Annotated in this window: 26 protein-coding genes; 19 read left to right on the forward strand and 7 right to left on the reverse strand. The window is 46.3% G+C overall.

Annotated features, from left to right (window positions below; all coding sequences use genetic code 11):
- The first annotated feature begins 52 nt into the window (after window positions 1–52).
- Together ICN40_RS08895 and cysM are read left to right on the forward strand one after the other, a co-directional pair.
- Entirely contained in the window at window positions 53–481 is a 429-nt protein-coding gene (locus tag ICN40_RS08895) for a helix-hairpin-helix domain-containing protein (protein ID WP_216243502.1), read from the forward strand.
- A gap of 41 nt (window positions 482–522) precedes the next feature.
- Window positions 523–1,434 (forward strand): cysteine synthase CysM, encoded by a 912-nt coding sequence (gene cysM / locus ICN40_RS08900; protein ID WP_215357889.1) that lies wholly within the window; start codon window positions 523–525, stop codon window positions 1,432–1,434.
- Here the strand turns inward: cysM and ICN40_RS08905 are convergent.
- Window positions 1,431–2,681, reverse strand: a complete 1,251-nt coding sequence (locus tag ICN40_RS08905) for a lytic transglycosylase domain-containing protein (protein WP_216243505.1) — start codon at window positions 2,679–2,681, stop codon at window positions 1,431–1,433. The genes cysM and ICN40_RS08905 overlap by 4 nt on opposite strands.
- Window positions 2,682–2,776: 95 nt before the next feature.
- Here ICN40_RS08905 and ICN40_RS08910 point away from each other — a divergent pair, with 95 nt between their 5' ends.
- The 5 genes from ICN40_RS08910 to ICN40_RS08930 all read left to right on the forward strand — a co-directional run bounded on the left by ICN40_RS08910 (window position 2,777) and on the right by ICN40_RS08930 (window position 9,005).
- Window positions 2,777–3,697, forward strand: coding sequence for a histone deacetylase family protein (locus ICN40_RS08910; protein WP_072583659.1), 921 nt, complete (start codon window positions 2,777–2,779; stop codon window positions 3,695–3,697).
- Window positions 3,698–3,733: 36 nt separating this feature from the next.
- On the forward strand, window positions 3,734–5,386 hold the full coding sequence (locus ICN40_RS08915) for an acyl-CoA synthetase (RefSeq protein WP_216243507.1): 1,653 nt from the start codon (window positions 3,734–3,736) through the stop codon (window positions 5,384–5,386).
- A gap of 88 nt (window positions 5,387–5,474) precedes the next feature.
- The gene (locus tag ICN40_RS08920) at window positions 5,475–6,224 is read left to right on the forward strand and encodes an electron transfer flavoprotein subunit beta/FixA family protein (protein WP_216243509.1); all 750 of its coding nucleotides are present in this window, start codon (window positions 5,475–5,477) and stop codon (window positions 6,222–6,224) included.
- Entirely contained in the window at window positions 6,225–7,160 is a 936-nt protein-coding gene (locus ICN40_RS08925) for an electron transfer flavoprotein subunit alpha/FixB family protein (protein ID WP_216243512.1), read from the forward strand.
- Window positions 7,161–7,217: 57 nt separating this feature from the next.
- Complete coding sequence (locus tag ICN40_RS08930; protein ID WP_216243514.1) at window positions 7,218–9,005, forward strand: acyl-CoA dehydrogenase; 1,788 nt, start codon at window positions 7,218–7,220, stop codon at window positions 9,003–9,005.
- Window positions 9,006–9,073: 68 nt separating this feature from the next.
- Here ICN40_RS08930 and ICN40_RS08935 read toward each other — a convergent pair whose 3' ends face one another.
- Together ICN40_RS08935 and ICN40_RS08940 are read right to left on the reverse strand one after the other, a co-directional pair.
- Window positions 9,074–9,520 (reverse strand): hypothetical protein, encoded by a 447-nt coding sequence (locus tag ICN40_RS08935; RefSeq protein ID WP_072583654.1) that lies wholly within the window; start codon window positions 9,518–9,520, stop codon window positions 9,074–9,076.
- Between the two features lie 38 nt (window positions 9,521–9,558).
- Window positions 9,559–10,089 carry an META domain-containing protein gene (locus ICN40_RS08940; protein WP_216243515.1) on the reverse strand — a complete coding sequence of 177 codons (531 nt, stop codon included), beginning with the start codon at window positions 10,087–10,089 and terminating at the stop codon, window positions 9,559–9,561.
- A gap of 224 nt (window positions 10,090–10,313) precedes the next feature.
- On the opposite strand from ICN40_RS08940, the gene rpsP reads away from it, so the two are divergent.
- The 6 genes from rpsP to ICN40_RS08970 all read left to right on the forward strand — a co-directional run bounded on the left by rpsP (window position 10,314) and on the right by ICN40_RS08970 (window position 14,288).
- On the forward strand, window positions 10,314–10,559 hold the full coding sequence (rpsP, locus tag ICN40_RS08945; RefSeq protein ID WP_072583652.1) for a 30S ribosomal protein S16: 246 nt from the start codon (window positions 10,314–10,316) through the stop codon (window positions 10,557–10,559).
- Window positions 10,560–10,651: 92 nt separating this feature from the next.
- Complete coding sequence (gene rimM, locus ICN40_RS08950) at window positions 10,652–11,218, forward strand: ribosome maturation factor RimM (protein ID WP_216243517.1); 567 nt, start codon at window positions 10,652–10,654, stop codon at window positions 11,216–11,218.
- A gap of 35 nt (window positions 11,219–11,253) precedes the next feature.
- Window positions 11,254–12,000 (forward strand): tRNA (guanosine(37)-N1)-methyltransferase TrmD, encoded by a 747-nt coding sequence (gene trmD, locus ICN40_RS08955; RefSeq protein ID WP_216243519.1) that lies wholly within the window; start codon window positions 11,254–11,256, stop codon window positions 11,998–12,000.
- Between the two features lie 137 nt (window positions 12,001–12,137).
- Complete coding sequence (gene rplS / locus ICN40_RS08960; protein ID WP_072583649.1) at window positions 12,138–12,530, forward strand: 50S ribosomal protein L19; 393 nt, start codon at window positions 12,138–12,140, stop codon at window positions 12,528–12,530.
- A gap of 64 nt (window positions 12,531–12,594) precedes the next feature.
- Window positions 12,595–13,332 carry a CoA pyrophosphatase gene (locus ICN40_RS08965; protein WP_216243520.1) on the forward strand — a complete coding sequence of 246 codons (738 nt, stop codon included), beginning with the start codon at window positions 12,595–12,597 and terminating at the stop codon, window positions 13,330–13,332.
- Window positions 13,329–14,288 carry a CobD/CbiB family protein gene (locus tag ICN40_RS08970; RefSeq protein WP_216243522.1) on the forward strand — a complete coding sequence of 320 codons (960 nt, stop codon included), beginning with the start codon at window positions 13,329–13,331 and terminating at the stop codon, window positions 14,286–14,288. The genes ICN40_RS08965 and ICN40_RS08970 overlap by 4 nt, the downstream gene beginning before the upstream one ends.
- On the opposite strand, the gene rsgA is transcribed toward ICN40_RS08970, so the two are convergent.
- Together rsgA and ICN40_RS08980 are read right to left on the reverse strand one after the other, a co-directional pair.
- Window positions 14,233–15,246, reverse strand: coding sequence for a ribosome small subunit-dependent GTPase A (gene rsgA / locus ICN40_RS08975; RefSeq protein ID WP_216243524.1), 1,014 nt, complete (start codon window positions 15,244–15,246; stop codon window positions 14,233–14,235). The two genes, ICN40_RS08970 and rsgA, sit on opposite strands and share 56 nt — an antisense overlap.
- Before the next feature lie 2 nt (window positions 15,247–15,248).
- Window positions 15,249–16,502, reverse strand: coding sequence for a M48 family metallopeptidase (locus ICN40_RS08980; RefSeq protein WP_072583646.1), 1,254 nt, complete (start codon window positions 16,500–16,502; stop codon window positions 15,249–15,251).
- A 15-nt stretch (window positions 16,503–16,517) separates the two neighbouring features.
- Here ICN40_RS08980 and orn point away from each other — a divergent pair, with 15 nt between their 5' ends.
- Window positions 16,518–17,126 (forward strand): oligoribonuclease, encoded by a 609-nt coding sequence (orn, locus tag ICN40_RS08985; RefSeq protein ID WP_216243526.1) that lies wholly within the window; start codon window positions 16,518–16,520, stop codon window positions 17,124–17,126.
- Window positions 17,127–17,182: 56 nt separating this feature from the next.
- Here the strand turns inward: orn and mog are convergent, their stop codons facing one another.
- Window positions 17,183–17,815, reverse strand: coding sequence for a molybdopterin adenylyltransferase (mog, locus tag ICN40_RS08990; protein ID WP_216243528.1), 633 nt, complete (start codon window positions 17,813–17,815; stop codon window positions 17,183–17,185).
- A 26-nt stretch (window positions 17,816–17,841) separates the two neighbouring features.
- Here mog and pmbA point away from each other — a divergent pair, with 26 nt between their 5' ends.
- From pmbA to ICN40_RS09010, 4 genes are all read left to right on the forward strand, one after another.
- Window positions 17,842–19,188, forward strand: a complete 1,347-nt coding sequence (gene pmbA / locus ICN40_RS08995; protein WP_216243530.1) for a metalloprotease PmbA — start codon at window positions 17,842–17,844, stop codon at window positions 19,186–19,188.
- Between the two features lie 74 nt (window positions 19,189–19,262).
- On the forward strand, window positions 19,263–20,345 hold the full coding sequence (locus ICN40_RS09000; protein WP_072583642.1) for a TRAP transporter substrate-binding protein: 1,083 nt from the start codon (window positions 19,263–19,265) through the stop codon (window positions 20,343–20,345).
- 58 nt (window positions 20,346–20,403) lie between these two features.
- Window positions 20,404–21,681, forward strand: a complete 1,278-nt coding sequence (locus tag ICN40_RS09005) for an NRAMP family divalent metal transporter (protein ID WP_216243531.1) — start codon at window positions 20,404–20,406, stop codon at window positions 21,679–21,681.
- Between the two features lie 9 nt (window positions 21,682–21,690).
- On the forward strand, window positions 21,691–22,476 hold the full coding sequence (locus ICN40_RS09010; RefSeq protein ID WP_216243533.1) for a sulfite exporter TauE/SafE family protein: 786 nt from the start codon (window positions 21,691–21,693) through the stop codon (window positions 22,474–22,476).
- On the opposite strand, the gene ICN40_RS09015 is transcribed toward ICN40_RS09010, so the two are convergent.
- Window positions 22,469–23,134 carry an alpha/beta hydrolase gene (locus ICN40_RS09015; protein ID WP_216243535.1) on the reverse strand — a complete coding sequence of 222 codons (666 nt, stop codon included), beginning with the start codon at window positions 23,132–23,134 and terminating at the stop codon, window positions 22,469–22,471. The genes ICN40_RS09010 and ICN40_RS09015 overlap by 8 nt on opposite strands.
- A 129-nt stretch (window positions 23,135–23,263) precedes the next feature.
- Here ICN40_RS09015 and ICN40_RS09020 point away from each other — a divergent pair, with 129 nt between their 5' ends.
- Window positions 23,264–24,493, forward strand: a complete 1,230-nt coding sequence (locus tag ICN40_RS09020; RefSeq protein WP_216243537.1) for a dicarboxylate/amino acid:cation symporter — start codon at window positions 23,264–23,266, stop codon at window positions 24,491–24,493.
- Window positions 24,494–24,511: the final 18 nt, after the last annotated feature.

Consider the following 24,511-nt stretch of genomic DNA (forward strand, 5'->3'; position numbering starts at 1 on the left):
GATCCACGCGCACTTTGTGTCCGTGGATTTTTTATTTACTACAGGAGAGAAGATGAGAAAAAATTTAACTTTAGGTAGAGTTCAGGCTTTAGTTAGAGCAGTAGCACTAGCATTATCTGTATTGGTATTGGGTTCTGGGGCGGCTTACGCTTCGCCCATTAATGTCAATACTGCCACTCAAACCGAGCTTGAGAGCATTAAGGGTATTGGCCCCGCTAAGGCAAAAACCATTATTGCTGAACGTTTGGATGGCGGCCATTTTCAGGATGCTAATGATCTGCAGAAGCGGGTTCGTGGCATTGGTATGAAATCAGTCGAAAAAATGGTCGATAACGGATTAACCATTGAAGCACCGAGCTCTTTTCGGGAGCCCAATGGCCGCACGAAGAAAGAGGGCGGAGCATCTGGCCGACGCCATTCTCGTAATCAAGCTAGTCCTCGCAATCAGCAGGAGCGTTCGGGATCAGGTCGCAGAAATTAAACCCTTCCGTGTGTAAGGCGGCTTATGGCTAAAATGGCTTCATGAGCAAACCTTCCTACCTTACTATTTCGCAGACTGTGGGCAATACGCCTTTAGTTCGTTTGCAGCGTATTCCTGGTTTAGAAAACGAGAATCGCAATAACGTGATTTTAGGTAAGTTAGAGGGAAACAATCCAGCCGGGTCGGTGAAGGACCGACCTGCGCTGTCGATGATCTCACGCGCCCAAGAACGCGGTGAGATTAAACCGGGCGATACATTAATTGAGGCAACTAGCGGTAATACAGGCATTGCTTTGGCAATGACTGCAGCTATGCTTGGTTACAAAATGATTTTAGTAATGCCAGAAAATCAAAGTATTGAACGTCGTCAAAGCATGGCGGCTTACGGCGCTGAATTAATATTGACCGCAGCTTCTGGTGGCATGGAATTTGCCAGAGATTACGCCTTGCAGTTACAAAGAGAGGGACGCGGTAGATTGCTCGATCAATTTGCCAATCCTGACAATCCTAGAGCACATATAGAAACTACTGGACCAGAGATTTGGCGAGACACTGATGGGCAGATTACGCATTTCATATCCGCCATGGGTACAACTGGAACCATTACGGGAGTCTCCACTTATCTGAAGTCTATGAATCCTGCGATTCAGATTATTGGTGCACAACCAGAAGAGGGCTCACAGATCCCTGGTATTCGGAAGTGGGCACCCGAGTACCTGCCCAAGATTTATCAAGGCGATAAGGTAGACCTGATTGAGTATGTCTCCCAGGCAGATGCAGAGGAGATGGCGCGTCGCTTGGCAGCAGAAGAAGGTATTTTCTGCGGCATTTCTGCTGGAGGTGCCTTGGTAGTGGCTTTGCGCATTGCCCGTCAAGTTGAAAATGCCACGATCGTCTTTATTGTCTGCGACCGTGGTGACCGCTACCTATCTACTGGCGTTTTTCCAGCTTAAGACTTTGCTTTTTTCTTTGTGCTGGATTTCTTGGGTTTAGACTTTTCAGTAGTCGCCTTTGAGCCACCAGCTTTGCTTGGGTTTTCTACTGGCACAACACTTTGGTTTTTATATCCTAGGGCTTGGGCAAACTCAGCAACACTTTGCGCATAGAAATAACTGCGGTTGTATTGCACTATCGTCAGAAAATTATTTAAGCCAACAAAATATTGCACTTGGTCTACACCATCTTTATCTGGATACGGTAGGTCAACGATGAAAGCTTTGCTTTGTGGCTCTACACCACCACTTTGTAGATCACCTTGTTGCTGAGTCAAGATTCCTTTTTCAATGAGCTCTTGTACAGTAAATTTCAACTGCGGTTCACCATCAGCCAATGCTTTGGCAGCACTGATGCCATTTTCTTGAACTGGAAGTGAAATCGGCATACCGGGTTGCCAGCCATGTTTTTTCATGAAGTTGGCAACACTCGCAATAGCGTCCTTAGGGCTTTGCTTTAAATCAATTTGACCATCGCCGTCACCATCGACCGCAAAGCTGCGAATACTGCTAGGCATGAACTGTGGCAGACCAATGGCGCCAGCATAGGAGCTATTCTGATTTAGGCAGGCACTAAAACGTGCGCTATTGATACCTTGACTACTATTTTTGGAGGGCAGCTTGCCACCCGCCCCAGTCCAGCACATCAGAATGAGTTCTTTGAGTTGGTCCTTGAAGAGTTGCTCACGTGCTGGTTTATTAGGGGTATCTGGGTAACTAAAGGCGAGGGTAGATAGAACGTCTTTCACCCTGAAATTGCCAGTTTGGCGTCCATAGATGGTTTCGATGCCAATAATGGCCACAATAATCTCAGCTGGCACCCCTGATTCTTGCTCAACTTGGCTCAAAAACGCTTGATTTTGGTCCCAAAAGACCCTGCCAGCCTTAAGGCGTACGGGCTCAATAAAGCGTTTGCGATAAGCCAGCCAGTTCTTCTTAAATGTATCCGATGGGGGTAATACCAATTTCCGAATTGAGGGAACCGTTTTAGCATCTAGGAAGCCCATTTCTAGGGCTGGGAGTGGGATTTCTTGGTTTTGGGAGACCTGGGTAAGGAGTTCGTTGAGGTTCTGGCTAAAACGCGCCTCGGTAGCGGCATCGTCAGTCTGGTTTACGATGGGCTGTTGTGATTGGGTTGGCTGTGTGGGGGTGCTAGAGCACCCTGCTAACGCAAGAGCAAGCAGTAGGTAGGAGACGCGAAAGTTCATGCTTAAGGTATTTTTATTGGTATTGGATTTTCGAATGTTGAGCACGTTTAATTAGATTATAAAAATTACAAATTTGCTATTGAGGATTTCGAGTAATGACAACAGGATACATAACTCATCCAGACTTTCTGAAACATGAGATGGGAAGCCATCATCCAGAGTGTCCAGAGAGAATTCAGGCGATCAATGATCAACTGATTCGCAGCGGTGTTGATCAATTTTTGCATCATTTAGATGCGCCATTGGCCACTGAAGACCAATTGGAATTGGTCCATAGTCCTGACCACGTTTCTTTTGTTCGAGATCGTGCCCCAGAGAGCGGGTATTTCATGCTCGATGGTGACACCATTATGAATCCCCATACTTACAGAGCTTCACTCAGAGCTGCAGGCGCTGCTATTGCAGGTGTAGATGCTGTGATGAAGGGTGAGGTTGAGAACGTATTTTGTGCTGTAAGACCGCCAGGACATCATGCGGAACCAACGCGTTCTATGGGATTTTGTTTATTTGATAACGTGGCGATTGCTGCGCGATATGCAATGGAAACATACGGCATTGAGCGTGTCGCCATCGTTGATTTTGATGTCCATCATGGGAACGGTACTGAAGCTGCTTTTTTCAATGACCCCAATGTCTTGATGTGCAGCTTTTTTCAACATCCTTTTTATCCCTATAGCGGCCTTGATCATGCTAACAATATGGTCAACGTACCTTTGCCTGCTGCAACTCGGGGCGATGTGGTGCGCTCCATTGTGGAAGAGCAATGGCTGCCAGCTTTGCGTAATTTTGAGCCTGAGCTCGTGATTATTTCAGCAGGGTTTGATGCCCATCGCGAAGATGATTTAGGTCAGATGGGCTTGGTGGAGGATGACTATGTCTGGATTACCAAACGTTTAAAAGAGATTGCTAATGAGTATGCGCAAGGACGCATTGTGAGCTGCTTAGAGGGTGGTTATAACCTCTCTGCTTTGGGCCGCAGTGTGGTGGCCCATATTAAAGCGCTAGCAGATATTTAATAAAAAATTTAGTAAAACAGAAATCGAAAGCTGAAGATGGCAAATATTTATGAACAAGGTTTGGCTCGCAATCCAGCCAACTACACCCCAATTACACCGCTCTTATTTTTAGAGCGCTCAGCAGAAATTTACCCCGATAAAACTGCCGTTATTCATGGGAAATTGCGTCAGACCTGGGCACAAACTTATGAGCGTTGCCGTCGCTTGGCTAGCGCCTTACAAAAGCATGGTGTTGGTTTGGGTGACACCGTAGCGGTGATGTTGCCCAACACGCCTCCAATGGTAGAAGCCCACTTTGGTATTCCAATGGCGGGTGCAGTTTTGAATGCTCTTAATACTCGTTTAGACGCAGAGACAGTGGCCTTTATGCTGAATCATGGCGAAGCTAAAGTAGTCATTGTTGATCCTGAATTTTCAGGGGTGATGAAAAAAGCGCTTGAGATTGCTAAGAAAGATTCTGGTCGTGATTTCTTGGTGGTAGATGTTGAAGAAAAAGAGTTTGAAGTTCCTGGCGAGAAGTTAGGCAAACTCACTTATGAGAAATTACTCTCCGAAGGGGATCCAAATTTTGCATGGCAAGTTCCCGCAGATGAGTGGCAAGCGATTTGCTTGAATTACACATCAGGAACTACTGGTAACCCTAAGGGTGTGGTGTATCACCATCGTGGCGCTGCAATAAATGCCGTTTCCAATGTGCTGGACTGGGATATTAATAAGCATCCCATCTACCTCTGGACTTTACCAATGTTCCATTGCAATGGTTGGTGCTTTCCATGGACTATCGCTGCTCGCGCTGGTGTCAACGTCTGCTTGCGTCGGGTTGATGCGCAACATATTTTTGCGGCAATTAAAGAGCATGGTGTGACCCACTACTGCGCAGCACCTATCGTGCATAACTTGTTGGTCAATGCGCCGGATGAGCTGAAGGTGGGAGTGCCCACAGGAGTTAAAGGCTTGATCGCCGGTGCCGCACCACCTGCATCGATTATTGAGGGTATGGAAAAGTTAGGATTTGATTTAACGCACGTCTATGGTTTGACTGAAACCTATGGGCCAGCAGCTGTGTGCGTTAAACAAGACGAGTGGAATAATGTTGATATCGGTGAGCGTGCTCGTTTAAATGCACGCCAAGGTGTGCGTTATCACATGCAACAGGCAATTGCTGTTCTTGATCCAGAAACCATGCAGGCGGTTCCAGCAGATGGTGAAACCATGGGTGAAATTATGTTCAAGGGCAATATTGCCATGAAGGGATACCTGAAGAACGAAAAAGCAACCCAAGAGGCATTTGAAGGTGGCTGGTTTCACTCGGGCGATTTGGCAGTAATGAATCCAGATGGCTATGTGAAGATGAAGGACCGCAGCAAAGACATCATTATTTCTGGAGGTGAAAATATTTCCTCTGTAGAGGTTGAGGATGTACTCTATCGACACCCAGCTATTAACGCTGCTGCGGTGGTTGCTAAGCCTGATCCTAAATGGGGTGAAACGCCTTGCGCCTTCTTGGAAATCAAACCTGGTTCAGAGGTGACTGCCGAGGAGATTATTGCCCACTGTAAAAAGCATTTAGCAGGCTTTAAGGTTCCGAGAGCTATTGTCTTCTGTGAACTACCAAAGACCTCGACTGGCAAGATTCAGAAGTTTGAGCTTCGGAAACAGGCGGGTTCAGCTACCGCAATTGATGTTTAATTTGGCAAATATTCAGGTAAAATAAAACGATCGTGCTTTTTATTGAGGGTTTATCCTCGATTTATATATTATTGGAGAGGTTTGAGGGATGAAAGTCTTAGTGGCTGTAAAACGCGTTGTTGATTACAACGTCAAAATTCGGGTGAAATCAGACAACTCTGGAGTTGATTTGGCGAACGTCAAAATGAGTATGAATCCCTTTGATGAAATCGCAGTAGAGGAAGCGGTGCGTTTAAAAGAGGCGGGTGTCGCAACTGAGGTGGTTGTAGTATCTGCTGGTGCAACCCAATGCCAAGAAACCCTCCGTACCGCTTTAGCAATTGGCGCGGATCGTGCCATCCTGGTGGAGACAGATGTAGAGCTGCAACCTTTAGCAGTAGCGAAGATTCTCAAGGCGCTCTCTGATAAAGAGCAAGCGCAAATCATCATTCTTGGTAAACAAGCAATTGACGATGACAGCAATCAAACCGGTCAGATGTTCGCTAGCTTGCTGGATATTCCTCAAGCAACCTTTGCTTCTAAGGTTGTAGTTGCAGACGGCAAAGCCACTGTGACTCGTGAAGTCGATGGCGGCTTAGAAACTATTGCACTAACTTTGCCGGCAGTGATTACCACTGACCTGCGCTTGAATGAACCACGCTATGTCACTTTGCCGAACATCATGAAGGCCAAGAAGAAAACAATTGATATCGTGAAGCCTGAAGAATTGGGTGTCGATATTGCCCCACGCCTGAAAACACTTAAAGTAGAAGAGCCGCCAAAGCGCTCTGCTGGCGTGATGGTTGCTGATGTGGCAGCCCTTGTAGAAAAACTCAAAAATGAAGCGAAGGTGATCTAAATGGCTGCACTTGTTATTGCTGAACACGACAATCAATCATTAAAAGCGGCAACCCTTAATGCTGTAGCAGCTGCTTTGCAGTGCTCTCCTGAGGTGGATGTGCTCGTTGCTGGGAGTGGTGCTGATGCTGCTGCAGCTGCCGCAGCGCAAATTGCTGGCGTGCGCAAAGTCATTCAAATTGATGCCGCTAATTTGGCTGATCAATTGGCTGAACCTTTGGCTGCGCAGATCCTCTCCATTGCGAATGGCTATAGCCATATTCTCGCTCCTGCAACAGCCAATGGAAAGAATGTTTTGCCACGCGTTGCTGCTAAGTTAGATGTAGCTCAGTTGTCTGACATTACCAAAGTCATCTCTGTGGATACTTTCGAGCGTCCAATTTATGCGGGCAATGCGATTGCGACCGTGCAATCCACTGATCCAATCAAAGTGATTACTGTGCGTACTACTGGTTTTGATCCAGTTGCCGCTACTGGTGGTTCGGCTGCTGTAGAAAAAGCTGCTGTTGCTGATAGCAAAGCTTCATCATCCTTTGTTGGTCGTGAGCTGACTAAATCTGATCGTCCAGAATTGACCGCCGCCAAGATTATTGTTTCTGGTGGTCGCGGTTTGGGTTCTGGTGAAAAGTATCAGGAGCTCATTGCACCTTTGGCCGACAAGCTCGGTGCTGCTTTGGGTGCATCTCGTGCTGCGGTGGATGCGGGTTACGTTCCCAATGATTATCAAGTGGGTCAGACTGGCAAGATTGTCGCTCCTCAGCTTTACATCGCTGTTGGTATCTCTGGTGCCATCCAACATTTGGCTGGTATGAAAGACTCCAAAGTGATCGTCGCAATCAACAAAGATCCAGAGGCGCCAATATTTGGTGTTGCTGACTATGGTCTAGTGGCGGATTTGAACATTGCTGTGCCGGAGTTAACAAAAGCACTTGGTTGAGTTGAAGATTGAAGTTAAAGATTAATTAAGCATGAAACTGTATAAAGAGGAGTTGTAATGCCATACGTAGCCCCAGTGAAAGATATGTTGTTTGTGATGAATGAACTAGCTGGGCTATCAGATGTTGTTGCCTATCCCTCCTATGCTGATGCGGGTGCGGATGTAGATTTGGCCCCTGCGATCTTGGAGGAGTCAGCCAAATTTAACCAAGACGTAGTGGCGCCCCTCAATTGGGCTGGCGACCAGACCCCAAGTTCCTTAAAAGATGGTGTAGTAACAACTACCCCTGGCTTCAAACAAGCTTTCGAGCAATACGCTGCTGCTGGTTGGCAAGGTGTCATTCATCCCGCAGAGTTTGGTGGACAAGGTTTACCAAAATTGATCTCTACTGCATGTTTAGAGATGGTGAATGCAGCCAATCTTTCTTTTGCATTATGTCCTTTGCTAACTGATGGTGCTATTGAAGCTCTCTTAACTGCTGCTAGCCCAGAACTTCAGGAGCAATACGTTCCGAAGATGATTTCTGGTGAGTGGACTGGAACAATGAATTTGACTGAGCCGCAAGCTGGCTCTGATCTTGCGATGGTTCGCTCACGTGCTGTTCCAGAGGGTGACGGTACTTACAAGATTTTTGGTACCAAAATTTATATCACCTATGGTGAGCACGATATGGCTAAGAATATTATCCATTTGGTGTTAGCCAGAACACCCGATGCGCCAGAGGGCGTAAAGGGTATTTCCTTATTTGTAGTGCCGAAGTTTATGGTGAATAAAGATGGTTCATTAGGTGAGCGTAATGACGTACATTGCGTTTCGATTGAGCACAAGTTAGGCATTAAAGCGAGCCCAACTGCGGTTCTACAATTTGGTGACCACGGTGGTGCTATCGGTTATTTGGTTGGCGAAGAAAATCGCGGTCTTGAATATATGTTCGTAATGATGAATGCGGCTCGCTTTGCAGTAGGTATGCAGGGTGTGGCTGTTGCAGAACGCGCATATCAAAAGGCAGTGCAATACGCCAAAGATCGAGTACAAAGCCGTGACCTAACCGGTTCACCGGGCCCTGTTGCAATTATTCATCAACCTGATGTGAAGCGCATGTTGATGACGATGCGTGCCTACACAGAAGCATCGCGTGCATTAGCCTACTACGCTGCTTCTGCCTATGATGCACAGCATGCTGCTCCTGATGAAGCGGTTCGCAAAGCCAATCAAGCTATCTATGAATTCTTGGTCCCAATCGTTAAGGGCTTTTCTACAGAAATGTCGATTGAAGTGGCTAGTCTGGGGGTTCAAGTGCATGGTGGTATGGGCTTTATCGAAGAAACTGGCGCAGCGCAGTATTACCGTGATGCCCGCATCTTGACGATTTACGAAGGCACTACTGCAATTCAGGCGAATGACTTAGTTGGTAGAAAAACAGTACGTGATGGTGGGGCGATTGCCAAAGAGCTTTCCCAAAGAATTGCTGCTACTGAAAAAGATTTAGCTGCCAGTGGAAGTGCTGATGCTAAAGCGGTTCTCAAGCAACTCACTTTGGCACGCGCGGCCTTCGAACAAGCAGTTGCATACATTGTTGCGAATGCAAAGACGGACATCAAGGCTGTCTATGCCGGTAGCTTTGCTTACTTACGCTTATCTGGCTTGGTATTGGGCGGCTGGCAAATGGCGAGAGCACTGTTAGCTTCTGAGCGTTTGCGTGATGATGATCCAAAATTCTATGGCGCGAAGATTGCTACTGCCCGTTTCTTTGCTGAGAATCTCATGCCTCAAGCACAAGCTCTGGCAACTTCGATTGTTGAAAGCGGTCACTCTACCAATGCCCTAGAAGTAGAGCAGTTCTAAAGGGGCGCAAAAGAGAATAAAAAAACCGCTCTTAAGAGCGGCTCTTGCAAAATGAAAGCTATCTGCAATTATTGGGATAGCTTTTTTGCTTCATAGATTTGAGAAATGAAGAATTGCTCAAATGAGACTGCTAAAAAAGTCATCATTACACCAGCACCCAATACCAAAGAGAAAATTACTGTCAGTATCTCGAGCCAGCCAGAGCGACTCCGTCGGTGTTCTTCAATGCCGGGATTAAATTGGGCATCCCACTTCTCATCCAAGCGAAGACCAAAGGCAATGGTGGTTAACCAGCTTGCTTCAATAGCCATAAAACCAAAAGTAACGAGCACCCATCCTGGCGCCGAATGAAAGTGGGCGTCCTTAAGAATGACCCAGCCTACTGCGCCACCTATCAAGGCAAATAGCTGAACCCATGCCCAAAAAGATTTGAGTCCTTGTAGATAAAAACAATTGAGGCCGCTGCCCGGAAGGAGTAATCCGAGTGCGCAAAAAAGAAGTTTGGATTTTTTCATGAATCTTTCAGTGATATTGCTAATGAATAATTGAGTGCTTACTTAGTGTTGTTTGGCTTTTGAATAAAACTGAGTACTTCACGATCAGTGCCGATCATGAGTAATTGATCACCATTGCGCACAATGCTGCGATAGTCATTTAACTCATAGAGGAAATCATTTTCTAATTCCATACGCTGAGGGTTGCAAGCCATCTTGGTGCTGGCGATTTGCTTAAGAGAAAAACCGCGGGCGTCTTCATCGAGGGTTGCAGTAAACCGATTGCATCCTGTCGAGCCGCTCAGTCGTTGTCCGCTAGCATCAAAAATGATTTGAATCGGGTTGCTGGCATCGCCTTGCGGAATTTGACGGGTACGCACCTCTCCATTGCTATTGGGGGGTAAGTTCCAGCGGGTCAGCTCCCATTTGGTATTTTTGAGTTCGCTGCTTGGTGGGCTTATTTTGGCTCCACATGGAGGTATGACGTTTGCGCAGCCACTTAAAAGTCCAAGACTTAGGCAAGAAAGTGTCAGAAAGAACCCTTTTGAAGGCCTTCTGAGGGAGTCTAAAAGTCTGGATTTAAGGATCATATTTACCTAAGTTATTGTTTTTAATGTAATTTTTATCTAAGTACACATTCTATTCTACTGTCTTAGATGCTTAAATAGGTGGAAGAAGTAGGGGTTTTCGTCTAGAATATGAGGTTTTCCGCTCTACCGTATCTTTATTTGGTGAGCTGGAGCCCAAAGTTTTTTGTAGAAATTTCATTGGGTTGTAATCAACCTGTTTTCATTTTAGATTTTAAGGAATAAGTATGGTCGTCATTCGACTGGCACGCGGCGGTTCTAAGAAGCGCCCTTTTTACAGCATTGTTGCTACTGATAAACGCAACCGTCGTGACTCGAATTTTATCGAGCGTATTGGTTACTTCAATCCACAAGCAGCGGCAACTGAGCAAGCAATGCGTATTGCTCAAGACCGTTTGACATACTGGACTGGTGTTGGCGCGCAGGTTTCCCCAACAGTAGTTCGTTTGATCAAAAACAATCCAGCTGTTTAATATTCGATTGCTAAAAACTTCATCGATGTGATGAGGTTTTTAGCGGCAGAATTTATAGTAGTTCTATTTTGGGAAAATAAGGTGTCTTACAAATGAGTACGCCTTCCCTGAATGATTTGATTGAGCTTGGCGCCATATCTGAGGCGCAAGGTTTGCAAGGCCAAGTGAAGGTAAGACCTCACTCATCAGAGCCTGTAGCACTTCTTTCTTCTAAATCCATTTGGCTGTCTCTGATTCCTCGTAGGGATGCGGGCGTTTCTGCGTCACTAGAGCCAGCCTCTTTGACGCAATACAAAGTGAAAAGCGCCAAGATGCATAGCGGTAATGTGGTGCTTACTCTGGATGGGGTAACTGATCGTGATCAGGCACTCGCATTAAAAGGTTCTCGTATCTTGGTGGCACGCGATGCGTTTCCAAAGGCGGATAGTGATTCCTATTACTGGGTTGATCTGATTGGTTGTCATGCCGTGAATTTGCAAGGCGAAGCGCTTGGTGAAGTGATTGATGTCACTGAGAATGGTGCACATGGTGTTATCGCGATTGGTAATCCAGAAACTAAAAAGATTGTGTATTTGGTGCCGTTTGTAAAAGAAGTAGTGCAAAACGTCGACTTGCCAAATAAAACGATTACTCTTGATTGGCAGTCTGACTGGCAATAAGAACGCAAAGATCAATTTCAAAAATAATTACCGATATGCGCTTTGATGTAGTCACCTTGTTTCCTGAAATGTTCTCTGCATTAACGCAGTGGGGCATTACTGGTCGCGCATGTGAACAATCATTAGCCAGCATTCATCTTTGGAATCCTCGTGACTTTTGCTCTGATCCTCGTAAAACCGTGGACGACCGTGCTTATGGCGGTGGACCTGGCATGGTGATGATGGCCAGGCCCTTAGAAGATGCAGTCGCCGGAATTAAGGCAGCCCATCAGGCGGCAAACATCAAATCAGGCCCAATTTGCTTATTGGCACCCCAGGGCGAGCGTTTTACTCAGAAGATAGCGGCAGATATCCTGGATTACGGCAATTTGAGCTTTATTTGTGGTCGATATGAGGCCATTGACCAACGTTTTGTCGACCGAAACGTCGATTTACAGCTTTCTATCGGTGATTTTGTACTTTCTGGGGGCGAAATCCCCGCTATGGCCATGATGGATGCGGTCATTCGATTGATCCCAGGGGCGCTTGGGGATGGCGAATCTGCCACTCAGGATAGCTTTATGAACGGTCTTTTGGACTATCCGCACTACACCCGCCCTGAAATATATGAAAATTTATCCGTCCCGGACGTGCTTTTGGGCGGACATCACGCTAAAATAGCGGATTGGCGTCGGCAGAAGTCTTTAGAGCTGACGTTCAGGTTAAGGCCGGACTTAATTGAATCGGCCAGAGCCAAAGGGTTGCTAACCCGAGAAGATGAACAATTTCTTCGCTCTCTGTAAATACTTTCAGTAGTGTGCAGTGGTGAATAGGTGGTTTAGTTTTTTGGTTTAGTGAAATTGTTTTAACTGCATCCTCTATTAGGTCCGTTGATTTAGGTCTCGGGATTAAACGCTAATACGATGTTTAAGGATTAAAAATGAATTTAATTGAAAAAATTGAGCAAGAAGAAATTGCTCGCTTAAGTGCTAACAAGGTTTTGCCAAGCTTTGCTCCTGGCGATACAGTAGTTGTTGGCGTGAACGTTGTTGAAGGTGCGCGTAAGCGTACTCAGGCGTTTGAAGGTGTTGTGATTGCAAAGCGCAATCGCGGACTCAATTCCAGCTTTATCGTTCGCAAGATTTCATCTGGCGAAGGTGTAGAGCGTACATTCCAAACTTACTCACCATTGATCGCTAGCATTGAAGTGAAGCGTCGCGGTGATGTACGTCGTGCTAAGTTGTACTACTTGCGTGATCGTTCAGGTAAGTCTGCACGTATTAAAGAGAAGCTTCCTGCACGTAAAGTAGCAGTAGCAACTCCAGCCGCATAATTAATGCTGGCTTGATTTAAAAAGGCGGCCTCGGTCGCCTTTTTTGTTGCCTTAGAATATGAATATGTCCAAGACCTCAACACCTGAAGATAATGCAATCAATGTTGCTGCGCCTCCAGGGTTTGATGCACAGGCAATTCCGGTTCATGCGGTGTGTGCTGGTGAAAAAAAGGTAGCACCAGAGTTTTTGGAGCCGTCAGGCTTAAAAGCGCGTTTGCAATCACCGCCCCAATGGGAGCCGGAGATTACCGATGAAAACCGTCATGTGATTGCGGCTGACATTATTGCTAAGCGCCAAGCCGTCGGAAAAGTCACTAAAGCAGCAGTACTGATTCCACTGCTATTGAAGGAGGGTGGTTTGTCAGTATTGCTCACGCAAAGAACCAATCATTTGCGCGATCATGCAGGCCAAATTAGTTTTCCAGGGGGCCGTATGGATCCTGAGGATCAAAGTCCTAATGACACCGCCTTGCGTGAGAGCAAAGAAGAAATCGGATTAGATCCTGGGCGAGTGGAGATTATTGGTCATTTGCCACAGTATTTAACGGTTTCTGGCTATAGCGTTACACCAGTAGTAGGATTGGTCCAAGCTCAGGCAGAATATGTCTTAGACGAGTTTGAGGTGGCCGATGTCTTTGAGGTGCCCCTGAGTTTTTTGTTAGATCCCGCTAATCATCAAGTCAGATTGTGGCAAAGTGAGCAGGGTGGACGACGTTTTTATTCAATGCCTTATGAGAACCGCTTTATTTGGGGTGCCACTGCGGGAATGTTGCGTAACCTTTATCATTTATTAAAAGTATGACTTTCTTTTCTATTCTCTTCGCCCTTATTGCTGAGCAATACCGCCCAGTCACTTCAAGCCATTGGATTGCGCGCGTATGTGCTCGCTGGCTAGATTGGGTTGCTGCTGAGTTCGGCGGCAAGACTGAAGACGGTGCGGGCCCTATCGGTGCTCGCATAGCCTGCTTGGTGGCCTTCATACTGCCAACTTTTTTAGTCTTCATTGTGTATGTCACTTGTATGGTGACTTATCCAATCTTGGGTTTTCTTTGGAATATCGTCATCGCTTATTTGTTTTTTGGTTTTCGGCAGTTCAGTCATTCTTTTACTGCCGTGCATGAAGCAATTGAAGCGCATGACTTACCTGCTGCGCGTGCGGCCTTGGGTGAGTGGTATGGCCCTGAATTAGACACTTCTAATCTTACAGAGACTGAGGTGATTTCTTTGGCACTAGAACGCGCCATCATCGGTTCACACCACCATGTGTTTGGTGTGTTGTTCTGGTTCATGATGCCAATGGGCCCGGCTGGTGTTGTGCTCTACCGCTTGGCTGATATTGCTTCTCAACGTTGGTCAGAGCGTGGTGACTTTAACCTCAGCGAATCTGCCCGTCATTTCTTCTACGTTTTGGATTGGGTTCCTGCGCGTATTACCGCGATGGGCTTTGCCATTGTTGGTAACTTCGAAGGCGCTGTATATGGCTGGCGCTATCTCACGCAAAAATGGTCAGACTCTTTGTCCGCAGTAATTTTGGCGGCAGGGAGTGGTGCGTTGGGTGTACGTCTTGGTGAGCCAATGAGTGAGCCTGATAGTGATGAGGCATTACGTATGGCTGAAGCCGGTGAACCGGTTATTTATGAAGTAGGTCTTGAGCCTACTGAGCGTTCGATGCGCTCTGCGGTAGGACTGGTATGGCGCTTAGTTATCGCTTGGATGGCTTTGTTGCTAATGCTGACCATCGCTCTTTGGCTTGGCTAATTCCCTGAATTTGTACATCAGCTGTTTTTGAATCCGAGTGCAGCTGTCTAAATAGTGCCAGTCTTTCTGGCGCTATTTCATTTCTATCTACCGCTTCTCTTACTGCGCAATCTGGCTCAGTCAAATGGGCGCAATTATGAAAGCGGCACTTACCTAGCAAGTCTTTAAATTCTCTAAAGGCATGTTGCAGTTCACTCACGGACATATGCGCCAAACCAAACTCTTGGAATCCGGGAGAATCAATCAGGGCGCCAAGCTTACCGGTTGTATCTTTCCCCCATGCCTCAGGCAATTCAAAGTAACGACAGGCAGTAGTAGTGTGTTTGCCAGTGTCTAAGCGCACAGAATATTCTTGAGTCAGTGCGGCAGCATTGGGTATCCAGGCATTTAATAGGCTGGACTTACCCATACCAGACTGGCCCACAAAGACTGAGACCTTGCCTTGTAGTGCCGTACGTAATGCATCAATGGATGCGGGATCAAATTTGGCAGAAACTTCGCTGACTTGGTAGCCCATGCGAGCATAGGGCGCAATGATTTTGCGAGCATGCTCAAGATTATCTTTAAGGTCACATTTATTGAGCAAAATATGTAGACCAATTTGATTGGCTTCCGCTGCTACTACCGCCCTTCCCAATAAGTCTGGCGAGAAAGCAGGTTGAGTAGCAAGTACTACCAAGATTTGATCCACATTCGATGCAATCAACTTGCTCTTAAATGCATCCGAGCGATAGAGAAGATTTTCTCGAGGTTCAATTTTGATAATACGTGCTTGATCAGCTGAAGTCATTTCAAGCAACATGCGATCACCCACGGCGCCGATATGCTGCTTAGCTGGAGTGCTGACTTGTATTAATGGACCATCAGGTGATTCATGGCCATTGGCATCCTTAATTAAACGCTGCGCTAAATAATGCCTTCCGTAGGAGGCAATGAGTAGCGCATGAAATTGCTCCATCGTTATGAGCTAAACCGCTGTAAGTTAGCAATGCGCAAGGGCGCAGGCGGATGCGAGCTATAAAAAGCGGTATAGATCGGATCGGGAGTGAGGGTCGAGGCATTATCTTGATATAACTTCACTAGTGCCGCAATTAAATCTTTTGCGGAAGATTTCTCAGCGGCAAATCCATCTGCCTCGTACTCATGCTTACGAGAGGCCAAACTAGAAAGTGGCGTGAAGAAAAAGCTAAATACAGGTGAGACCAGCATAAAGAGTGCCAATGCAAGGCCACCGTTATAACCATTGAGGTTGGGCATCACGCCTAAGTCAGTGTAGAACCAGACTTTGGTGCTGATCCAACCCAATAGAGCAAACATCCCAAAGCTGAGAGCGAACGAGACCAAGAGACGTTTACGAATATGTTTGCATTTGAAATGGCCAAGCTCATGTGCGAGAACCGCCTCGACTTCGCCCGGATTAAGCTTTTCAATCAAGGTGTCAAAAAATACAATGCGCTTGGCTTTACCCATGCCGGCAAAGAATGCATTGCCGTGAGCGCTACGTTTACTGCCGTCCATCACAAACAGACCTTGGCTCGCAAAGTCGCAGCGTTTCAGTAGCGCTTCAATCTGTGTTTTTAAAGGACCATCTTCTAAGGCTTGAAACTTATTGAAAAGTGGTGCGATAAAAGTTGGGAAGATCCACTGCATGAGCAAGCTAAATGCTGTCAACACTGCCCATGCCCAAAGCCACCATAACTCACTAGCCTTAGACATTAAAGTCAGAATGACCCACAGTAGTGGAATGCCAATCGCGCCGCCCACTGCCATTCCTTTAAACATATCCGTGAAGAATAGTTTTTTACCCATGCGGTTAAATCCAAAGCGTTCCTCTAAATGGAACTGCTTGTACCAGGAGAAAGGCATATCAATCACGCCAGAAATGATCACGACGGAAACCAGTAGAGCAATTTGTTGAGCAATGCCTTCGCCCAAAAATTGCAGTAATGCCATGTTCAGAATCTGTAGGCCACCCAATAAGGTGAAGCCAATTAAAATGATAGCGCTGACCCCATTCTCTAAAATACCAAGGCGTAATTTAGCGATGGTGTAGTCAGCTGCTTTTTGATGTTCAGCTAAAGTCACTTTTTCAGCGAAATCCGTGGGGACGGCATTACGATGCTGCGCCACATAGCGAATTTGACGTTGGGAAAGCCAGTGGCGTAAGCCAAAGCTAGCAATAAAGGCAATTAGAAAAATAATTGTGAATGTCATGAGATCATTATAGATATGAGCGAGCAAACTAACACTACAACCACAGCAGCAGTCACAGCGGCAACCAAGGCGGCGCCAGCGAATGAACACCTGATTTGGGTGGATATGGAGATGTCAGGCCTAAACCCGGAAACCGAACGGATTCTGGAAATTGCTATTATCGTGACAGATGCCCACCTCAATACTATTGCCACGGCCCCAGTCTGGGTAGTGCATCAGGAGGATGTCGTTTTGGATGCCATGGATGCCTGGAATAAAGGTACGCATGGGCGATCTGGTTTGATCGATAAAGTGAAGGCATCCACTTTAGATGAGGCAACGGCGGAGGCAGAATGTATTGCCTTCTTAAAGAAATATATTAAAGCCGGTATCGCCCCAATGTGCGGCAATACGATTGGGCAAGACAGACGCTTTATGGCGAAATACATGCCGAAGTTAGAGGCTTACTTTCATTATCGAAACATTGATGTTTCTACTTTGAAAGAGCTTTGTAAGCGTTGGCATCCTGAGTTGGTGAAAGGCTTCACAAAGAACCAGGCGCATACAGCATTAGCAGACATAGAAGAGTCTATCGAAGAGCTAAAGTATTACCGTGAGAAATTTATTGTGCCGCTTCCTCAGTAGCCATCTCAAAAGAAAAGGTCCGCAATGCGGACCTTTTTATTGATGGTTGGAGCGAATCAAGCCCCAGTTTTCTTAAGGGCACTTTTTGGTCTAAAGATTTTAATGACTGTTTCGTTAGTTTCGATATACGGGCCGCCAATTAAATCAATGCAGTAAGGCACCGCTGCAAAGATGCCGGGAACAATCGATTTACCGTTCTCGTCTTTCAGGCCTTCAAGCGTTTCTGCAATTGCCTTAGGTTGTCCGGGCAGGTTAATGACCAGTGCGGCATGACCATCAATTTCTCTGAGGACAGCTGTCTGTCTGGATAGAATAGCGGTCGGTACAAAGCTCAAGCTAATTTGACGCATTTGCTCACCAAACCCAGGCATCTCACGAGTACCAGCTTCACGAGTGGCCTCAGGGGTCACATCTCTTCTAGAGGGCCCAGTGCCACCTGTAGTAAGAACGAGGTCGCAACCTAGCTCATCTACAAGCTCAATGATCGACTCGGTAATGGCTTCCGACTCATCAGCAATGAGGCGCTCATGAAAAACACAGGGATTGCTAATGGCTTTAATGAGCCAGGTTTGTAGGGCGGGAATGCCTTCATCCTGGTAGACGCCTTTGCTAGCGCGATCCGAGATGGAGATGAGGCCAATTTTGACCTCATTAGGGCTGTTTCGTTTCAGGGCTTCTGTATGCTTCATGTTTCTATTCTAGCTATTATTAGGGTATGTTTACATATACATCCAACCAGTTTCAAGAAATCATCGATTTCATGCTCAAAGAGGCCAAAAGAAGGGGTGCCTCAGATGCCGTAGCGGAGGTTTCGGAGGGTCAGGGCCTCTCCGTTACTGTTCGTAAGGGTGAGGTTGAGACTATAGAGCAAAGTCTGGATAAGCAAGTGGGGGTCACCGTATTTTTGGGTCATCACCGCGGTAACGCCAGCACTAGCGATTTCTCAAAAGCATCATTAAAGGCAACGGTTGATGCTGCCTATCACATCGCACAACACACGGCAGAGGATTTGTGTGCAGGTCCTGCTGAGGCTGATCTCTTAGAAAAAAGTCCGCTGGATTTAGATTTGTTTCATCCATGGAATATTGATGCAGCTGCTGCAGTAGAAATCGCACGTAGTGCTGAGGGCGCGGCATTTTCAGTGAGCAAAAAAATTAAAAATAGTGATGGCGCATCGGTATCCGCACACCATGCGCATTTCATGATGGGAACGTCGCATGGATTTATGGGCGGCTATCCTTTTTCTCGTCACTATATTTCTTGTGCGCCAATCGCTAGCGAAGGTGGCAAGAAAGCTCACATGCAACGTGACGATTGGTACTCCAGCTCCCGCATTCCTGAGGAGTTGGCCGATCCTGCCGCAATCGGAACGTATGCAGCTCAGCGGGCCTTGTCGCGCCTCAAGGCCAGATCTTTGACAACTCGACGTTGCCCGGTGATCTTTGAAGCGCCTCTCGCTGCGGGATTATTGGGAGGTCTAGTACAAGCTGTTTCAGGCGGCGCTTTGTATCGCCGCTCCAGCTTTCTACTCGATAGTCTGGGTAAGCAAGTGTTGCCCAAACATATCAGCTTGTTTGAAGATCCACATCTGAAGTCAATGACTGGTAGTGCACCTTTTGACGAAGAGGGCGTCAAAACTTCTGCTAGAACAGTGGTAGATAAAGGAATACTCGAAGGTTATTTTTTATCGACTTATTCTGCTCGCAAGTTGGGCATGAAAACCACCGGTAATGCTGGTGGGTCACATCACCTGACTTTACAAAGTAAGAAAACGCCTAAGGGTGGCTTGCCTGCACTATTAAAAGAAATGGGAACCGGTTTATTGGTGACAGAATTAATGGGGCAGGGCGTCAATTACGTGACTGGCGATTATTCTCGTGGTGCATTTGGTTACTGGGTTGAGAATGGAGTTATTCAATACCCTGTTGAAGAGGTTACGATCGCTGGTAATCTACGCGATATGCTGATGGATATTCAGTTAATTGGCAGTGATACCCTCATTCGTGGCACCAAAGAAACGGGATCGATTTTGCTGGGCTCAATGACGGTTGGTGGAAAATAAAGCAAGACAATCAATGCGGACTCTAAAAATAGTATCAATATAAAACTTCATTATTTTTAAAAGGGGTGACGGAAATGCAAAGACGTTCATTTTTAAAGAAAGCCACTATTGGTGCCGGAGTTGCTGCCTTAGCAGCGCCATCTCTTGCACAAAGTTTGCCAACTCTGAACTGGCGTTTGGTTTCGAGCTTCCCTAAATCATTAGATACTTTATTTGGTACGCCTGAAGTATTTGCTAACGCTTTGCGTAAAGCTACTGACGGAAAATTTAACGTCAAGGTATTTGCAGCTGGTGAAGTCGTTCCAGCTCTTCAGGTATTGGATGCCGTACAAAACGGCACCGTAGAGTGTGGGCATACCGCAAGTTATTACTACCTAGGTAAAAATAGTGCTTTCATCTTCGATACTGCTGCACCATTTGGTTTAACTGCTCGCCAACAGTCTGCTTGGATGCTGCATGGTAATGGCATGAAGTTAATGCGCGAACTCTATGCCAGCTACAACATTGTGAATTTCTTAGGCGGCCAAACTGGCACGCAAATGGGTGGATGGTTTCGAAAAGAAATTAAATCACCAGAAGACCTCAAGGGCCTGAAATTCCGTATCGCCGGATTTGCAGGGCAGGTGCTTGCAAAGCTTGGTGTAGTGCCACAACAGCTTCCGGCCGGTGAGATTTATTCGGCTCTGGAAAAAGGCACAATTGATGCTGCTGAATTTGTTGGACCCTATGACGATGAAAAGCTAGGCCTAGCAAAGGTTGCCAAGAATTACTACTACCCAGCTTTCTGGGAGGGTGCCGCTGGACTTTCTTTCTTGGTCAATAAAAAGCAGTGGGATTCTTTACCGCCTGCCTATCAGGCAGCATGGGAGGCGGCTTGTTTCGAAGCGCATACTGATATGTGCGCAAAGTACGATGCGCTTAATCCACCTGCATTGCAACGTCTTTTGCAAAATGGTGCTGTACTCCGCAAGTTTAATACTTCTATCCTGGATGCGTGTTTTAAAGCAAGCCAAGAAACCTATGCCGAGGAGTCTGCGAAGAATCCGCAATTCAAAAAGATTTTTGAGGACTACCGCGCATTTAGAAACATGGAAGCGCAGTGGTTTAATGTGGCTGAGCAAGCGTTTGCTCAATATAGTTTTAGCAAGAAACTCTGAAACTTAAACTATCTGGTAAAGGCTACACTCAAAGGATGCTCCTTTCACTGCAACCCGTATGAATCTCTCTGAAATCTGGGTCTGCATTAAGCAACATCCTTTATCTCGGGTAGGTCCGGGATTGGTTACGGGTGTGGCGGATGATGATCCTAGTGGGATCGTCACTTATTCTCAAGCGGGTGCGCAATTTGGCCTAAATATGCTTTGGACAATGCCCTTTGCATATCCTTTGATGTCGACAATTCAAGTCTTATGCGCTCGTATCGGTAGGGTGACTGGCCGTGGTTTATCCGCCAATATGAAGTTGGCTTTTCCGCCAGTTGTATTGGTTTCTCTAGTGTTGCTGCTATTGATTGCAAATGTTCTCAATATCGCTGCAGATATTGCTGCGATGGGTGAGGTGGCACAGTTGGTTACGGGTATTAATTGGCATATCATGACCGGCCTCTTTGTATTGTTGACTTTGGTTTTGCAGATACTGATTCCTTATCGCCACTATGTTTTCTTTTTGAAGTGGTTATCACTTTCTCTACTGGCGTATGGTGCCGTCCTTTTTACGGTGCATATTTCTTGGGGCGATGTTATCTGGAGCACCTTCTTTCCTCAGTTGACTTGGAGTGCGGATTCGGCTGCAGTAGTGGTCGGGATCTTTGGCACTACCATTAGTCCTTATTTATTTTTTTGGCAATCCTCTCAGGAAGTGGAGGATATGAACTTGCGTGGTCAGCCCAGTCTGCTTGAACAGAAAAATCCTGAGGTGGTGACAGCGGAGCTCAGAAGAATTCGTTGGGATACTTGGAGCGGCATGTTGTACTCCAATGTGGCTGCGTACTGCATTATTCTCGCTACGGCAGTGACCCTCTATGCTGCCGGTGTACGTGACATCAATACCGCGGCCGAGGCTGCATCGGCATTAAGACCACTTGCCGGCGAGTTTACCTTTCTGCTTTTTGCGCTGGGGATCTTGGGCGTCGGGCTGATGGGTGTACCGGTTCTTGCTGGCTCGGCTGCCTATGCTTTGTCAGAAGTGTTTGGCTGGCGCTCTAGCTTGGAGGATAGCGCTTCTCAAGCAAGCAAGTTTTACGCCATCATTGCTCTGAGCGTGTTGATTGCTCTGGCGATTCAATACTCACCCATTAGCCCTATGAAGGCCTTATTTTGGAGTGCGGTAATCAATGGAATTGTCGCTGTACCACTCATGGTGGCCATTATGGTTTTGTCATCAAAACAGTCAGTGATGGGGGCTCATGTCGCCTCTTTGAGTATGAGGATTTTCGGATGGCTAGCCACAGGCTTTATGGCTGTAGCCGCTGCCTACCTATTCATAGCTTGGTAAAATCGCTGGATGCTTGATTTACTCTTTACCTCCTTGGTGCAATCTTTTAACGCACATTCTTTGATATTTTTTGTGTGTGCGGTAATTAGCGTCATTATTGTCGGTATATCCAAAAGTGGCTTCGGTGCTGGGCTCGGTATTCTCTCTTTACCTTTAATGGCAAGTCAGTCCAGTATTAATGAAGCCCTGGCAATCTTGTTGCCGCTATTGATTGCCATCGATTTGGTTGGCTTAGGCCGCTTTATTCGTAATGCTAATTGGCGTATTCTCAAGATCATTATTCCACCGGCAATAGCGGGGCTTTTGTTGGGAATGATTTTCTTTACTGCCATCACGCCTCAGATATTAACTCTATCGATTGGTATTTTTACCCTACTCTTTTTGATTCAGAATCTTGCCATGTCACGCATGGATTTAAAGGAGACTAAGCCTTATCCTTGGCTTGGGCGCGTAATGGGCTTAACGTCTGGTTTCACTTCTTTTGTAGCACATATTGGTGGGCCGCCGATAACGGTGTATATGCTCAGAGAAAAACTCCTGCCGATGGTGTACACCTCGACCCTGGGAGTCTTTTTCACGATCATTAATTTTGGGAAGCTAGGCCCTTACGCCTATTTGAATCTGCTGAATTTCCAGCAGCTGGCAACTTCCATCATCTTGTTACCTTGCGTGCCAGTAGGGGTCTACTTTGGCTTTTATCTTGCCAAAAGAATCTCAATGAAATGGTATTACCGAACAGTGAGATTCTTTTTGTTGATTGCCAGCATCAAGTTAATAGCGGATGGGCTTATTTAGCCGCCAATACTTCTTGCAAGAAGCGCGAGATATCCATGAGCTCTTCATGATTAACGGAGTGTTCCATGGGGTATTCATTCCAATCTACTTGATAACCCATTTGTTCTAGTAAGGCATGCGATGCTTGGGCGCGATCAACAGTAACCACTGGATCATAAGTACCATGCGCCATAAAGATGGGCGTCTTGGCATTTGCTGCATGCTTTTCAATATTGGCAGTCATTGCTAAGGGTAGATAGCCTGATAGGGCAATAATGCCGGCAAGTCTGTGTGGAAAACGTAAGCCAATATGCAAGGCCATTGCGCACCCTTGAGAAAAGCCAGCCAAAACAATCTTGTCATAGGCAATCCCGCGCTCAGCCTCATTTTCGATTAACTGAACAATCGCCGCTGCCGATTTTTGAATGCCTGCCGCATCTTCTTGATCCATCAGGTTTCTGCCAATGATGTCATACCAGGCTGGCATAACGTAACCGCCATTGACGGTGACGGGCATGCTTGGGGCGCTCGGAAATACAAAGCGAATGCCAGGGCATCCAGCTAGCTTTAATTCAGGAATGATGGGTACAAAATCATTGCCGTCGGCTCCAAGACCATGCAACCAGATAACGGCAGCTGTTGGATTCGGGCTGGTTTCCAATTCAATACAAGGGAGCATATTTATTTTCTCTAAAGTATGTTTAGTTGATGATTATCGACGGATACAGGTTTCTGCATTCTAAGTTGATACCCTGAGGGGTCTAAAGATGGGTAGAATCTCCCTGTTCCCCCATTTATTAGGTCATCCATGAACTCTAAAAAGCTAACCAACTTTATTCTAGGGGCGATGGTCTTAGGTGTCTTGGTTGGCTATCTTGTCAACTTGTACGGCGCAGGAACTTCTTTCCCCGATCAGTACGTCCTTTACATCTCAATCTTGACAGATGTCTTTTTGCGTTTGATTAAGATGATCATTGCTCCCTTGGTATTTGCCACCTTGGTTGTTGGTATTGCCAAAATGGGTGATGCCTCGACTATCGGTAGAGTGGGTTTAAAAACCTTCTCTTGGTTTATTTCCATGTCGCTGGTTTCTTTATTGTTGGGCTTGGTCATGGTCAATATTCTGCATCCGGGTATTGGCGTGGAATTAACTCTGCCGGAGATCGCAGCCAATACTGGATTAAATAAAGCGAGCCTTAATTTTCCAGATTTTGTGAGACATATTTTCCCGGTCAGCATCTTTGATGCGATGGCTAAAAATGAGATCTTACAGATCGTAGTTTTTGCTGTTTTCTTTGGTGTTGGCGCAGCAGGCATGGGGGCTAGAGCAGATGAGTTCATTCGTAATCTGGATATGCTCTCCCACATCATGCTCAAGATTACGACTGCAGTAATGAAGATGGCTCCTATCGCAGTCTTCTCGGCAGTTTCATCCGTCATTGCGGAAAATGGTGTCAGCATATTGATGACCTACGGAAAATTCATGCTGAGTTTTTATGCTGCTATTTTCACCTTATGGATCGTCATCATTCTGATTAGCTCCTTGGTATTAAAAAATCGTACTTGGACTTTAGTGAAGATGTTGCGAGAACCCGCCTTACTTGCGTTTACCACTGCGAGTTCAGAGGCGGCCTATCCAATGACTTTAGAAAGAGTGGAGCGCTTTGGCTGTAAAAACAAAATTGCTTCCTTCGTTTTGCCGGTGGGGTATTCATTTAACTTAGATGGCTCAATGATGTATTGCACATTTGCTGCGATCTTTATTGCGCAGGTCTACGGCATTGAGATGGAGCTCAGCCAGCAGCTATTGATGTTACTGGTGTTAATGATTACTTCAAAGGGGATAGCAGGTGTGCCGCGAGCCTCCTTGGTGGTCATTGCCGCAACCCTGTCCCAATTTAATTTGCCTGAAGCAGGTGTCCTATTGATCCTTGGGGTAGATCACTTCTTGGATATGGCGCGTTCAGCAACCAATGTATTGGGGAATGGCCTGGCAACGGCCGTTATCTCCAAGTGGGAGGGTGAACTCGAGGGCTAGCATTCCTTAAATGTTTCC

The sequence above is a fragment of the Polynucleobacter sp. Fuers-14 genome, from assembly GCF_018882045.1.
Taxonomy (GTDB): Bacteria; Pseudomonadota; Gammaproteobacteria; order Burkholderiales; family Burkholderiaceae; genus Polynucleobacter.

What these genes read in the sequence shown, in the direction of transcription:
- ICN40_RS08895 (WP_216243502.1), top strand. Translation starts at nt 53, where the DNA reads ATGAGAAAAAATTTAACTTTAGGTAGAGTTCAGGCTTTAGTTAGAGCA.
- cysM (WP_215357889.1), top strand. Translation starts at nt 523, where the DNA reads ATGAGCAAACCTTCCTACCTTACTATTTCGCAGACTGTGGGCAATACG.
- ICN40_RS08905 (WP_216243505.1), bottom strand. Translation starts at nt 2,681, where the DNA reads ATGAACTTTCGCGTCTCCTACCTACTGCTTGCTCTTGCGTTAGCAGGG.
- ICN40_RS08910 (WP_072583659.1), top strand. Translation starts at nt 2,777, where the DNA reads ATGACAACAGGATACATAACTCATCCAGACTTTCTGAAACATGAGATG.
- ICN40_RS08915 (WP_216243507.1), top strand. Translation starts at nt 3,734, where the DNA reads ATGGCAAATATTTATGAACAAGGTTTGGCTCGCAATCCAGCCAACTAC.
- ICN40_RS08920 (WP_216243509.1), top strand. Translation starts at nt 5,475, where the DNA reads ATGAAAGTCTTAGTGGCTGTAAAACGCGTTGTTGATTACAACGTCAAA.
- ICN40_RS08925 (WP_216243512.1), top strand. Translation starts at nt 6,225, where the DNA reads ATGGCTGCACTTGTTATTGCTGAACACGACAATCAATCATTAAAAGCG.
- ICN40_RS08930 (WP_216243514.1), top strand. Translation starts at nt 7,218, where the DNA reads ATGCCATACGTAGCCCCAGTGAAAGATATGTTGTTTGTGATGAATGAA.
- ICN40_RS08935 (WP_072583654.1), bottom strand. Translation starts at nt 9,520, where the DNA reads ATGAAAAAATCCAAACTTCTTTTTTGCGCACTCGGATTACTCCTTCCG.
- ICN40_RS08940 (WP_216243515.1), bottom strand. Translation starts at nt 10,089, where the DNA reads ATGATCCTTAAATCCAGACTTTTAGACTCCCTCAGAAGGCCTTCAAAA.
- rpsP (WP_072583652.1), top strand. Translation starts at nt 10,314, where the DNA reads ATGGTCGTCATTCGACTGGCACGCGGCGGTTCTAAGAAGCGCCCTTTT.
- rimM (WP_216243517.1), top strand. Translation starts at nt 10,652, where the DNA reads ATGAGTACGCCTTCCCTGAATGATTTGATTGAGCTTGGCGCCATATCT.
- trmD (WP_216243519.1), top strand. Translation starts at nt 11,254, where the DNA reads ATGCGCTTTGATGTAGTCACCTTGTTTCCTGAAATGTTCTCTGCATTA.
- rplS (WP_072583649.1), top strand. Translation starts at nt 12,138, where the DNA reads ATGAATTTAATTGAAAAAATTGAGCAAGAAGAAATTGCTCGCTTAAGT.
- ICN40_RS08965 (WP_216243520.1), top strand. Translation starts at nt 12,595, where the DNA reads ATGTCCAAGACCTCAACACCTGAAGATAATGCAATCAATGTTGCTGCG.
- ICN40_RS08970 (WP_216243522.1), top strand. Translation starts at nt 13,329, where the DNA reads ATGACTTTCTTTTCTATTCTCTTCGCCCTTATTGCTGAGCAATACCGC.
- rsgA (WP_216243524.1), bottom strand. Translation starts at nt 15,246, where the DNA reads ATGGAGCAATTTCATGCGCTACTCATTGCCTCCTACGGAAGGCATTAT.
- ICN40_RS08980 (WP_072583646.1), bottom strand. Translation starts at nt 16,502, where the DNA reads ATGACATTCACAATTATTTTTCTAATTGCCTTTATTGCTAGCTTTGGC.
- orn (WP_216243526.1), top strand. Translation starts at nt 16,518, where the DNA reads ATGAGCGAGCAAACTAACACTACAACCACAGCAGCAGTCACAGCGGCA.
- mog (WP_216243528.1), bottom strand. Translation starts at nt 17,815, where the DNA reads ATGAAGCATACAGAAGCCCTGAAACGAAACAGCCCTAATGAGGTCAAA.
- pmbA (WP_216243530.1), top strand. Translation starts at nt 17,842, where the DNA reads ATGTTTACATATACATCCAACCAGTTTCAAGAAATCATCGATTTCATG.
- ICN40_RS09000 (WP_072583642.1), top strand. Translation starts at nt 19,263, where the DNA reads ATGCAAAGACGTTCATTTTTAAAGAAAGCCACTATTGGTGCCGGAGTT.
- ICN40_RS09005 (WP_216243531.1), top strand. Translation starts at nt 20,404, where the DNA reads ATGAATCTCTCTGAAATCTGGGTCTGCATTAAGCAACATCCTTTATCT.
- ICN40_RS09010 (WP_216243533.1), top strand. Translation starts at nt 21,691, where the DNA reads ATGCTTGATTTACTCTTTACCTCCTTGGTGCAATCTTTTAACGCACAT.
- ICN40_RS09015 (WP_216243535.1), bottom strand. Translation starts at nt 23,134, where the DNA reads ATGCTCCCTTGTATTGAATTGGAAACCAGCCCGAATCCAACAGCTGCC.
- ICN40_RS09020 (WP_216243537.1), top strand. Translation starts at nt 23,264, where the DNA reads ATGAACTCTAAAAAGCTAACCAACTTTATTCTAGGGGCGATGGTCTTA.